General features: G+C 72.7%; 9 protein-coding genes. 8 read left to right on the top strand and 1 reads right to left on the bottom strand.

The annotated features are described in order from the left end of the window. Nucleotides 1-24 precede the first annotated feature (24 nt). The 3 genes from IE274_RS40295 to IE274_RS03490 all read left to right on the top strand — a co-directional run bounded on the left by IE274_RS40295 (nucleotide 25) and on the right by IE274_RS03490 (nucleotide 3,827). The gene (locus IE274_RS40295) at nucleotides 25-960 is read left to right on the top strand and encodes a hypothetical protein (protein ID WP_190113997.1); all 936 of its coding nucleotides are present in this window, start codon (nucleotides 25-27) and stop codon (nucleotides 958-960) included. Nucleotides 961-1,159: 199 nt separating this feature from the next. Continuing rightward, complete coding sequence (locus tag IE274_RS03495; RefSeq protein ID WP_190113996.1) at nucleotides 1,160-2,533, top strand: nitrate/nitrite transporter; 1,374 nt, start codon at nucleotides 1,160-1,162, stop codon at nucleotides 2,531-2,533. 151 nt (nucleotides 2,534-2,684) lie between these two features. After that, nucleotides 2,685-3,827: a uroporphyrinogen-III synthase gene (locus IE274_RS03490; RefSeq protein ID WP_190113995.1), complete on the top strand. Its 1,143-nt coding sequence runs from the start codon at nucleotides 2,685-2,687 to the stop codon at nucleotides 3,825-3,827. Here IE274_RS03490 and IE274_RS03485 read toward each other — a convergent pair. Continuing rightward, nucleotides 3,779-4,282, bottom strand: coding sequence for an anthrone oxygenase family protein (locus tag IE274_RS03485; protein WP_190114136.1), 504 nt, complete (start codon nucleotides 4,280-4,282; stop codon nucleotides 3,779-3,781). The two genes, IE274_RS03490 and IE274_RS03485, sit on opposite strands and share 49 nt — an antisense overlap. Nucleotides 4,283-4,670: 388 nt before the next feature. On the opposite strand from IE274_RS03485, the gene IE274_RS03480 reads away from it, so the two are divergent. From IE274_RS03480 to IE274_RS03460, 5 genes are all read left to right on the top strand, one after another. Continuing rightward, the gene (locus IE274_RS03480) at nucleotides 4,671-5,285 is read left to right on the top strand and encodes a CGNR zinc finger domain-containing protein (protein WP_190113994.1); all 615 of its coding nucleotides are present in this window, start codon (nucleotides 4,671-4,673) and stop codon (nucleotides 5,283-5,285) included. A gap of 189 nt (nucleotides 5,286-5,474) precedes the next feature. Beyond that, a complete protein-coding gene (locus IE274_RS03475) occupies nucleotides 5,475-6,053 on the top strand; it encodes a sigma-70 family RNA polymerase sigma factor (RefSeq protein WP_190113993.1) in 579 nt (192 codons plus the stop codon). Next, complete coding sequence (locus tag IE274_RS03470; RefSeq protein ID WP_229909118.1) at nucleotides 6,050-6,898, top strand: anti-sigma factor family protein; 849 nt, start codon at nucleotides 6,050-6,052, stop codon at nucleotides 6,896-6,898. Before IE274_RS03475 ends, IE274_RS03470 begins: the two co-directional genes overlap by 4 nt. A gap of 113 nt (nucleotides 6,899-7,011) precedes the next feature. After that, a complete protein-coding gene (locus IE274_RS03465; RefSeq protein ID WP_190113992.1) occupies nucleotides 7,012-9,495 on the top strand; it encodes a HelD family protein in 2,484 nt (827 codons plus the stop codon). Nucleotides 9,496-9,864: 369 nt separating this feature from the next. Continuing rightward, nucleotides 9,865-11,295 carry an NAD-dependent malic enzyme gene (locus IE274_RS03460; RefSeq protein ID WP_190113991.1) on the top strand — a complete coding sequence of 477 codons (1,431 nt, stop codon included), beginning with the start codon at nucleotides 9,865-9,867 and terminating at the stop codon, nucleotides 11,293-11,295. The last annotated feature ends 134 nt before the right edge of the window (nucleotides 11,296-11,429 follow it).

The following is an 11,429-nucleotide window of genomic DNA, read 5'->3' as shown; positions in this document are numbered from 1 at the left end:
CCCCGGCGATTAGGCTCACGCGCTATGACGCAGCCTCCCGGCCAGCCGCCCCAGGATGGATTCGGCGCCCCGCAGCCCCAGCCGAACCAGCCCCAGCCGCCCTTCCCCGGCCAGCCGCCGGCCGCCCCGCCGCCGCCCCCCGGGCCGCAGCCCGGCTACGGCTATCCGCAGCAGCCCCCGGCCCCGCACGGAGCCCCGCCTCCGGGGCCGTACGGCCAGCCGCAGGATCCGTACGGCCAGCCCCAGGGCCAGGACCCGTACGGGCACGCCCAGGGGCAGACCCAGGCCATGCCCCCGTACGGGCAGCAGCCCCCTTACGGGCAGCCCCAGTTCGGCGCCTACCCGCCGCCGCCCCCGGGCGGCGGTGACGCGAAGAAGCGGAACATGATCATCGCGGTCGCCGTGGCCGCCGTCCTGGTCATCGGTGGCGGTGTCTTCTTCCTTGTCAGCGATGGTGACGACAAGGACGACAAGGACAAGAAGCCCCAGGCCGACAAGAGCGCGGCCGACAAGGTGACGCCCGGTGCGCCCGCCGAGCCCTCCGGCGACGCCAGCGAGACCCCCTCCCTGCCGTCCACCGAACCCACCACCGGGATACCCAGCACCCCGGGCGGCGGCGGCATCGGCGGCGATGACGACGACGGGCCCGCGCCCGCCACCGGGTACAAGGGGCAGTGGCAGAACGAGAAGCTCAAGACCCTCACCATCGCCGACAAGCAGACCGTCGGCCAGGCCGCGGGCAAGCACATCGTCTCCTACCTCGACCCCGGTGGTGACGGCATGTGCACCGGCCTCGGGCAGGACCGCGCCGGGGGCAAGTTCCGGCTCGCCCTCAAGTGCGGCAGCGGCACCAACGAGAAGTTCATCGGCGCCGATCTGTCCCGCTCCGGCGACTCCGTCGTCATGGACTGGGACAAGGGCGGCTCCGACACCCTCAAGTGGGCCGGGGGTCTGGATTGATCCAGGGGGGATCGTTCCGGGGGTTGTTCCAGGGGCTGTCCCAGGGGGCTGACTCAGGGGACTGATCCAAGGCCAGCGCCTCACCCCCCGCCCCGCCCCGCCGTGAGTCCGAAGTTCCCCGGCGGTCATCCACCGGCACAGCGCTGAAATGAGCCATCCCTACCTTCGGGATCATCAGCCGCCGGCCGGGGAGCTTGGGATGACGAGGACAGGTACGAGGGGTACGACAGGTACGTGGATCTCGCGGTGGGATCCCGAGGACGACGAGTTCTGGGAGCGGGAAGGGGCCCGCGTCGCCCGGCGCAACCTCGTCTTCTCGATCCTGTCCGAGCACATCGGGTTCTCCGTCTGGACCCTGTGGTCGGTCATGGTGCTGTTCATGGGGCCGGAGTACGGGATCGACCCGGCCGGGAAGTTCTTCCTGGTGTCGATGGCCACCCTGGTGGGGGCCGTCGTCCGGGTCCCGTACACCTTCGCCGTCGCCCGCTTCGGCGGGCGGAACTGGACCATCGTCGCCGCGTCGATGCTCCTGTTGCCCACCGTCGCGGCCTTCGTCGTGATGGAGCCGGGGACCTCGTACGCCACCTTCATGGTGTGCGCGCTGCTCACCGGCGTCGGCGGCGGCAACTTCGCGTCCTCCATGACCAACATCAACTCCTTCTTCCCGCTGCGGAAGAAGGGCTGGGCGCTCGGCCTCAACGCCGGGGGCGGCAACATCGGCGTCCCCGTCATGCAGCTCATGGCCCTCGCCGTCATCGGCGCCAGCGGCGGTCCGCGCGTGCTGCTGGGGATCTACATCCCGCTCGTCGTGGTCTCCGCCGTGTGCGCCGCGCTGTTCATGGACAACATCGCCGCCGTGAAGAACGACACGGGGGCCGCGCGTGAGGCCCTGCGCGACCCGCACACCTGGATCATGTCCCTGCTGTACGTGGGGACGTTCGGGTCGTTCATCGGGTACAGCTTCGCCTTCGGGCTCGTACTCCAGACGCAGTTCGGCCGTACGCCGCTCGAAGCCGCCCAGATCACCTTCCTGGGGCCGCTGCTGGGGTCGCTGATCCGCCCCGTCGGGGGACGGCTCGCCGACCGGTTCGGCGGGGCCCGCATCACGCTGTGGAACTTCGTCGGGATGGCGGCGGCCACCGGAGTCGTGGTGCTCGCCTCGGTGCGGGAGTCGCTCGCGCTGTTCACCGGCGCGTTCGTGGTGCTGTTCGTGCTCAGCGGGCTCGGCAACGGGGCCACGTACAAGATGATCCCGGGGATCTTCCACGCCAAGGCGGTCCGCGCGGGGCTCGTGGGGGAGGAGGCCGCGCGCTACGGACGGCGGCTCTCCGGGGCCTCCATGGGGCTCATCGGGGCCGTCGGCGCGCTCGGCGGCCTGGGGATCAACCTCGCCTTCCGGCAGTCCTTCCAGACGGCGGGCACGGGCACGGGCGCCTTCGTCGCCTTCCTCGTCTGCTACGCCGCCTGCTTCGCGGTCACCTGGGCCGTATACCTTCGCCGCCCGGCCGCCCCGGCCGCCGAGGCCGCGGCCACGGCGGGGAGCGAGCCGCAGCGGGTGTACGCGCAGGTGTGACTCGTCCACCCGGTGCCGACGAGTCGCAGGTCACGTGCGCCGGAAAGCGACGTAACACGGCGGACATCGGCGTGATCCGGGACCGTCACCCGGCGTTGGCAGGCTCGGGGTTCCGGACCAGCCGGAACCGGAACAGGACAGGAGGGGAGCCATGGACGGCGGCCAGCAGCAGCACGGACCCCTCTCCGGGTTCACCGTCGGCGTCACCGCCGCGCGCCGCGCCGACGAGCTGGGCGCGCTGCTCCAGCGGCGCGGCGCCACCGTCCTGCACGCCCCCGCCCTGCGCATCGTGCCGCTCGCGGACGACAGCGAACTCCTCGCCGCCACCAAGGAGCTGATCGACCTCGCCCCGGACGTGGTGGTCGCCACCACCGCCATCGGGTTCCGGGGCTGGGTCGAGGCCGCCGACGGGTGGGGGCACGGCGAGGACCTGCTCGACCGGCTGCGGGGCGTCGAACTGCTCGCCCGGGGGCCGAAGGTGAAGGGCGCCGTACGGGCCGCGGGGCTCACCGAGCACTGGTCGCCGTCGTCGGAGTCCATGGCCGAGGTCCTCGACCGGCTCCTCGGCGAAGGCGTCGACGGGCGGCGCATCGCCCTGCAACTGCACGGGGAGCCGCTGCCCGGCTTCGTCGAGGCGCTGCGGGCGGGCGGCGCCGACGTCGTCCTCGTCCCCGTCTACCGGTGGCTCCCGCCCGCCGACCTCACCCCGGTCGACCGGCTCCTCGACGCCGCCGTGAGCCGCGGCCTGGACGCCGTGACCTTCACCTCCGCGCCCGCCGCGGCCTCGCTGTTCGCGCGGGCCGAGGAGCGCGGGATGACGGCCGAGCTGACCGCCGCGCTCCGCCACGACGTGCTGCCCGCCTGCGTCGGCCCGGTCACCGCGCTGCCGCTGCAGACCCGGGGCCTGGACACCGTGCAGCCCGAACGCTTCCGCCTTGGACCCCTCGTACAACTGCTGTGCCAGGAGCTGCCCGGGCGGGCCAGGTCGCTGCCCGTCGCCGGGCGCCGGGTGGAGATCCGGGGGCACGCGGTGCTCGTCGACGGGGAGCTGCGGGCCGTGCCGCCCGCCGGGATGGCACTCCTGCGGGCCCTGGTGCGGCGGCCCGGCTGGGTCGTGGCGCGCGCCGAACTGCTGCGGGCGCTGCCGGGTGCGGGCCGCGACGAGCACGCCGTCGAGACGGCGATGGCCCGGCTGCGGACGGCACTCGGAGCGCCCAAGCTCATCCAGACGGTCGTCAAGCGCGGTTACCGGCTGGCGCTGGACCCGGCGGCGGGGTCCAAGTACGCGGACTGAGCCGCGCTCTCCCGGCGCGCCCTGCCGAACAGCACCAGGGCCCGGGCCAGGAACGCGACGGCGACGGTGCTGAGCACGGCCCGCACCGCGTTCCACACCACCCACGCGTCCTCGAAGTCGGCGCGCACCGCCGCCGGATCGGCGATCTTCGCGGGGTCACCCGCGTCCGCGAGCTGCTCGTTCAGGGGGACGTTCACCACGACGGTGACGGCGAACGCCGCGACGTACGCGAGCAGCGCCGCGAGCACCCACCAGTTCGCGGGGGTGCGGCGCAGCATCCAGGCCGCGGCCCCCGTGAGCAGCAGCGCGCCGAAGAGGCTCGCGAAGAACACCGGGTTCAGGATCGCGTCGTTGATGTGCTGCGTGGCCTCGATGTACGCGCGGTCCGAGCTGCGGGCCAGGCCCGGCATCACGCCGCAGGAGAAGGTGTAGAAGGCTCCGGCGATCAGGCCCATGGCCACGGTGGCGGCGCCGAGGACCACTCCGGCGCGCCCGTTGTCCCGTGCGGTGGTCCGTGCGGTCGCGGTGCTGTGTGCAGTCGCGGTGTTCTGTGCAGTCATGGTGTGCCGCCCCGTTTTCGTCATCGCGTTCCGCCTTGCCGAGCTGCCGTTTCAGCTCGTGATCCGAGTCAAGCGCGGGGCGCGCGCACCGGCCATGGTTCAGAAGCGCGGGGACATACGCGGGCGTCTGCGCGCGGACCGGGGGCGTCCGCTCGGGACGGTCCGGGCCGCTGCGCGAGATCGGCACATGCCCTGGCCGGTGGCAGGGGTTCCGGTGGCGCCCGCGGGCGGGCACTGTAGGGGTACGGCACTCACCGGCACACCCCAAGGCGGTGACAGGCGCATGGTGTTGGGCACGTCCAAGGCCGCGACCCCTGCTGCGTACCATCCCGCGTTCCACGAACTCCGCTTCGACGCCGGCCGGCCCTGCCTCGACCTCGTCGCCACCGCCCACCCCGTGGAGCGCCTCGGCGACGTCCGGCGGCTGCGGGCCTGGCTGGCCGGGGCGGGCCTGGTCCCGCAGGGCACGCCGCTGCCCGGGGCCGACGTGACCTGGCTCGCCGCGTTCCGCGAGCTGCGCGGTCATATCGCCCAGCTCGTCCGCGCCGAGCTGGCGGGCCGCCCCGCGGACGCCGCCCTCGCCCGCGTCAACGCCCTCGCCGCCGCGGCTCCGCCCGCCCCCCGCGCCGTCCGGCACCCCGACGGCACCCTCACCCGCGCCCTGCACGGCGCCCCCGGCCGTACGGCGCTGCTCGCCGCCGTCGCCAGGGACGCCGTGGAACTGCTCACCGACCCGGTGGCCCGGTCGCTCCTCCGCCAGTGCGCGGGCGACAACTGCGCCATCGTCTACCTCGACACCTCACGCGGACGCCGTCGCCGCTGGTGCTCCAGCGAGGTGTGCGGCAACCGGGAACGCGTGGCCAGGCACCGGCGGCGCGCGGCGCTCGCGCGGGCCTGACCGGGCACGTTCCGCCGCACACCCGGACATCCCGTGCCCGCGGCCGGAATTCCGCGCCCCGCGTTGAACAGATGCCGGTCCCGGTCCGTACGTCCAGGGTGACCAGCCAGCAGGCCCGACGACGTCGGCCACACCGACAGTGCGGCCGGGACGGTCAGCCGAGACGAACAGCGGACAGCGGAGGCAGACGTGCGCAAGGATTCCGCCGTGGCCGATGAACGCCCGCACCGACGACATCGACTGACGCCGACTCCCGCGCCGGAGCCGGACGAGGAACTCATGCGCGCGCTCTACCGCGAGCACGCCGGTCCACTTCTCGCCTATGTGCTCCGCCTGGTGGCGGGCGACCGGCAGCGCGCCGAAGATGTCGTACAGGAAACGCTCATCCGTGCCTGGAAGAACGCCGGTCAGCTCAACCGAGCTACCGGTTCGGTACGCCCCTGGCTGGTGACGGTCGCGCGTCGCATCGTCATCGACGGCCACCGCAGTCGGCAGGCCCGGCCGCAGGAGGTCGACCCGTCGCCGCTGGAGGTCATCCCCGCGGAGGACGAGATCGATAAGGCGCTGTGGCTGATGACACTCTCGGACGCGCTGGAGGACCTGACTCCCGCGCACCGGGAGGTACTTGTCGAGACCTACTTCAAAGGGCGTACGGTCAATGAGGCGGCCGAGACACTGGGCATACCGAGCGGGACAGTGCGCTCGCGGGTCTTCTACGCGTTGCGTTCGATGAAGCTGGCGCTCGAGGAGCGGGGGGTGACGGCATGAGCACGCCGTACGACGCACACGGCCAGGGGCCGTGGGGCCCCGGCTTCGACGGCGGCTCCGGTCCTGGCGACGTGCACGAGACCGTGGGCGCCTACGCGCTCGGCATCCTCGACGACGCGGAGGCCACCGAGTTCGAGGCGCACCTCGCGGGCTGCGACTTCTGCGCGCACCAACTGGAGGAGTTCGCCGGCATGCCGCCGGTGCTCGCCGCCCTCGCCGACCTGCCCGCGGCCGGTCTTCCCGGTCCGCGCGGCACGCCCGACATCGGCGCCCAGCTCGCCACCCGGCCGAGCCCGCGGCTCGCGGACCGCCTCGTGGACGAGGTCGCGGCCAAGCGCGCCCAGCGGCGCAGGCGCGGGATGTACCTGGTCGCGGCGGCGGCCGCGCTGGTCATCGGCGGCCCGCTGGCGGTCCTCGCGGTCAACGACGACGACGGCGGCGGCACGAAGGAGGTGGCGGGCGGCGACCCGCACCCCACCTCGCCCGCCGAGGACGCCTTCTTCAACCACATGGACGACAAGATCGCCGCCACCGACCCCAGGACCAAGGTCACCGCGACCGTCGGCACCGAGAAGAAGGCCTGGGGCACCCACACCGTCCTGGAGCTGAAGAACGTCAAGGGCCCCCTGAAGTGCTCGCTGATCGCGGTCGGCAAGGACGGCAAGAAGGAGACCGTGACGACCTGGTCGGTGCCCCAGTGGGGCTACGGCATCAAGGACAGCCCGCACGAGGCGTCCCGCAACCCGCTGTACGTGCACGGCGGCGCCGCGTTCGACCGCAACGACATCGACCACTTCGAGGTGCGTACGTTCGACGGCGAGCGGCTGGTGGAGGTGGACGCCTGACCTCCGCGGGAACGGCGGCGCACACGGCCCGACGACTGCACAACAGGGGCCCCTTTCGCGTACGGTGGACGGCTGCTCAATACGGGCAGCAGCACGTCAGGAAAGGGGCCCCGGTGGCCGACGTACGCGAGCGCGAGATCAGTGTCGAACAGGAACACCTCGACCAGGTCTACCGCCGCCTCGAAGAGAAGATCCACGAGGCCGAGTTCCTGATGAACGACGCGGCCAAGCGGTCCCAGGTGGGCACGCCGGGCGCGCTCGCCGAGCGGGACGCGCAGGTCTTCCGCGCGGGTGTCCATCTCAACCGGCTGAACAACGAGTTCGAGGACTTCCTCTTCGGCCGTATCGACCTGTTGCTCGGCAAGGACGGCAAGAAGGGGCCGGACGGCGCGTACACCGCCGTCGAACCGGCCGAGGGCGCGGTGCGCGCGGACCCCGAGGGCGGGGACGGGCGGCAGTTCGCCGACATCGCCGAGACCCTCCACATCGGCCGCATCGGCGTCCTCGACGCGGACTACTCGCCGCTGGTCATCGACTGGCGCGCGCCCGCCGCCGCGCCGTTCTACCGCTCGACCCCGGTCGACCCGGGCCGCGTGGTGCGCCGCCGCGTCATCCGCTCCAAGGGCCGCAAGGTCCTCGGTGTCGAGGACGACCTGATGCGCCCGGAGCTGACGGCGTTCCTCGACGGCGAGGAGCTGCCCGTCATCGGCGACGGCGCCCTGATGGCCGCGCTCGGGCAGGCCCGCAGCCACTCCATGCGGGACATCGTGGCGTCCATCCAGGCCGAGCAGGACCTGGTGATCCGGGCGCCCGCCGCGTCGGTGACGTACGTGGAGGGCGGCCCCGGCACCGGCAAGACGGCCGTCGCCCTGCACCGCGCCGCGTACCTCCTCTACCAGGACCGCCGCCGCTACGCCGGCGGCATCCTCATCGTCTCCCCGACCCCGCTCCTGGTCGCCTACACCGAGGGTGTCCTGCCCTCCCTCGGCGAGGAGGGCCAGGTGGCCATCCGCGCGGTCGGCTCCCTGGTGGACGGCACCGAAGCCACGGTCTACGACAGCCCGGCAGTGGCTCGTGTCAAGGGTTCGTCGCGGATGCTGAAGGTGCTGCGGCGGGCCGCACGGGGTGCGCTGGAACGGGATGCCACCGCCTCCGCCGCGAGCGGCGGCTCTGCTGCCTCCACTGCGGGCGGCCGGTCCGCCCAGGGGGCGGAACGGGCGGGCGCAGCGGACCCGCAGGCGCCGATGGCGAACGCACACCAACTCGCCTTCGGCGAGGAAGGCCCCGAAGCCGGAGGCGAGGCGAAGAGGACCACCCCCACCCGCCTCAGAGTGGTGGCGTTCGGCCGCCGCCTGGAGCTGGACGCGGACCACCTCTCCCGGATCCGCCAGACGGCCCTGAGCGGAACGGCCCCGGTCAACCTGCTCCGCCCCCGGGCGAGAAAGCTCCTCCTGGACGCCCTCTGGGACCAGTCCGGCGCGGCCGGACGGCACAGCGACCCGGAACTGGCCGCCGAACTCCGCTCGTCCTTCGACGAGGACATCACGTCCGAGGACGACTTCCTCACCTTCCTGGACGCCTGGTGGCCCGAGCTCACCCCGCGCGGCGTCCTCACCGCGATGAGCGACGAGCGCGCCCTGAACCGCTGGGCCCGCCGCATCCTGAACCCGGGCGAGGTCCGCAAGGTGGCCCGCTCCCTGAGGCGCGCCGCGCTGTCCGTGCACGACGTGGCGCTCCTCGACGAGCTCCAGTCGATCCTGGGCACCCCGCACCGCCCCCGCAAGAAGAAGGAGCTGGACCCGCTCGACCTGCTGACGGGCCTGGACGAGCTGATGCCGACGCGCGAGGAGTCCCAGTGGGAGCGCGCCGAGCGCCTGGCGGCGGAACGCACCGAGTACGCGCACGTCATCGTCGACGAGGCGCAGGACCTGACGCCGATGCAGTGGCGCATGGTGGGCCGCCGGGGCCGCCACGCCACCTGGACGGTCGTCGGCGACCCGGCGCAGTCCTCCTGGTCCGACCCGGACGAGGCGGCGGCGGCCCGCGACGAGGCCCTCGGCACCCGCCCGCGCCGCCGCTTCACCCTGACCGTCAACTACCGCAACCCGGCCGAGATCGCCGACCTGGCGGCGAAGGTCCTGGCGCTCGCGATGCCGGGCTCGACGTCGCCGTCGGCGGTCCGCTCGACCGGCATCGAGCCGCGCTTCGCCGTCGTACGGGACCGGGACCTGGGCAGGTCCGTGCGCGAGGAGGCGGCGCGGCTGCTCGACCGGGTCGAGGGCACCGTCGGCGTCGTGGTGGCCATGGGCCGCCGCGAGCAGGCCGCCCGCTGGCTCGCCGGGCACGGCATGGGGGTCCCCCCGGGCGAGCGAAGCCGGGACTGGGGGAGGGTGGTGGCGCTCGGCAGCCTGGAGGCCAAGGGCCTGGAGTACGACGCGACGCTCGTGGTGTCGCCCGCGGAGATCGCCGACGAGTCCCCGGCGGGCCTGCGCGTCCTGTACGTGGCGCTGACCCGCGCCACCCAACAGCTCACGGTCCTGTCGGGGGAGCGCGACGAGCCGGACGGGGAGGGCGTACCGGATCTGCTGCGGGAGTGAACGTCACGACGGCGCGCCGTGGGCCCGGGGAGATTGTGCGGGACGGGAATTGCCTTACGGGGATCGTTTGTTACCGTTGATGTGGCACCGGCCCGATCCAAGCCCCCGGGCCCAACCTTCGTCGCTACGAGCGACCACTTGCCGCGAGGCGAGCATGGCGGGTCGGTGTCACTGAACGTACGGAAGAGGTCCACGTCACTGATGACGTGGACCTCTTCTCGTTTCCCTGAAGTTCTCGTATGGTGGAAACCACTTTCCGAAATATGCGTGAACAAAACGTTCGTAATCCGATGCGGCTACCGCGTACTCAGGGGTAGGTGCGACGATCGGACGGCAACAGCTACAAGGTGAAAGCAGAGGAAGTCCGCCATGGCAACGGCGCCCAGCGTCTCCTACTCGATGACGGTCAGGCTGGAGGTGCCCGCGAGCGGAACCGCGGTCTCCCAGCTCACCACGGCCGTGGAGTCCTCCGGCGGCTCGGTCACCGGCCTCGACGTCACGGCGTCCGGCCACGAGAAGCTCCGTATCGACGTCACGATCGCCGCGACCTCCACCGCGCACGCCGACGAGATCGTCGAGGAGCTGCGCGGCATCGAGGGCGTCACCCTCGGCAAGGTCTCCGACCGTACGTTCCTGATGCACCTCGGCGGCAAGATCGAGATGCAGTCGAAGCACCCCATCCGCAACCGCGACGACCTCTCCATGATCTACACCCCGGGCGTCGCCCGCGTGTGCATGGCGATCGCCGAGAACCCCGAGGACGCGCGCCGCCTCACCATCAAGCGCAACTCCGTTGCGGTCGTGACGGACGGCTCCGCCGTGCTGGGCCTGGGGAACATCGGGCCGAAGGCCGCGCTGCCCGTCATGGAGGGCAAGGCGGCCCTCTTCAAGCGCTTCGCGGGCATCGACGCCTGGCCGCTGTGCCTGGACACCCAGGACACCGACGCGATCGTCGAGATCGTCAAGGCGATCGCCCCCGGCTTCGCGGGCATCAATCTGGAGGACATCTCCGCGCCCCGCTGCTTCGAGATCGAGGCCCGCCTCCGCGAGGCCCTGGACATCCCCGTCTTCCACGACGACCAGCACGGCACCGCGATCGTCGTGCTCGCCGCCCTGACCAACGCGCTGCGCGTGGTGGGCAAGGGGATCGGCGACGTGCGCGTGGTCATGTCCGGCGCCGGGGCGGCCGGTACGGCCATCCTGAAGCTGCTGCTCGCCGCGGGCGTCAAGCACGCCGTCGTCGCCGACATCCACGGCGTCGTGCACGCGGGCCGCGAGGACCTGGTGGACGCCGCGGCCGGTTCGCCGCTGCGCTGGATCGCCGACAACACCAACCCGGAGGGCGTCACCGGCACCCTCAAGGAGGCCGTCGTCGGCGCCGATGTGTTCATCGGGGTATCGGCCCCGAACGTGCTCGGCGCGGACGACGTGGCGGCCATGGCGGACGACGCCATCGTGTTCGCGCTCGCGAATCCGGATCCCGAGGTCGACCCCGCAATCGCCCGCCAGACGGCGGCAGTTGTGGCCACCGGACGGTCGGACTTCCCCAACCAGATCAACAACGTCCTGGTGTTCCCCGGCGTCTTCCGCGGCCTGCTCGACGCCCAGTCGCGCACGGTCAACACGGAGATGATGCTGGCCGCGGCCACCGCCCTGGCCGACGTGGTCACCGAGGACGAGCTGAACCCGAACTACATCATCCCCAGCGTCTTCAACGACAAGGTCGCGGGCGCGGTCGCCGGTGCGGTGCGCACCGCCGCCAAGGCCGCCGGGGCGGCTGTGACGGGCGCCACGGCCTGACAGCACGGCGCGTCGCGGAACGCGGCGCCGACAACGGCCCTCTAGGGTGGCGGGACGCGGGCCGCAGGGCCCGCGCGGCCCGACCGGCCCCCGAGGGGCCCTGCGCCGGCCCCCGCCGGTCCGTCAGGGCATGC

It is taken from the genome of Streptomyces flavofungini, assembly GCF_014650815.1.
GTDB classification, from domain to species: Bacteria; Actinomycetota; Actinomycetes; order Streptomycetales; family Streptomycetaceae; genus Streptomyces; species Streptomyces flavofungini.
The sequence above is the reverse complement of the archived record's forward strand: the minus strand, read 5'-3'. Positions and strand labels throughout refer to the sequence as shown.

Bases quoted from the DNA above. Each gene is read 5' to 3' on its own strand.
- IE274_RS40295 (WP_190113997.1), top strand. From the start codon at position 25: ATGACGCAGCCTCCCGGCCAGCCGCCCCAGGATGGATTCGGCGCCCCG.
- IE274_RS03495 (WP_190113996.1), top strand. From the start codon at position 1,160: ATGACGAGGACAGGTACGAGGGGTACGACAGGTACGTGGATCTCGCGG.
- IE274_RS03490 (WP_190113995.1), top strand. From the start codon at position 2,685: ATGGACGGCGGCCAGCAGCAGCACGGACCCCTCTCCGGGTTCACCGTC.
- IE274_RS03485 (WP_190114136.1), bottom strand. From the start codon at position 4,282: ATGGGCCTGATCGCCGGAGCCTTCTACACCTTCTCCTGCGGCGTGATG.
- IE274_RS03480 (WP_190113994.1), top strand. From the start codon at position 4,671: ATGGTGTTGGGCACGTCCAAGGCCGCGACCCCTGCTGCGTACCATCCC.
- IE274_RS03470 (WP_229909118.1), top strand. From the start codon at position 6,050: ATGAGCACGCCGTACGACGCACACGGCCAGGGGCCGTGGGGCCCCGGC.
- IE274_RS03460 (WP_190113991.1), top strand. From the start codon at position 9,865: ATGGCAACGGCGCCCAGCGTCTCCTACTCGATGACGGTCAGGCTGGAG.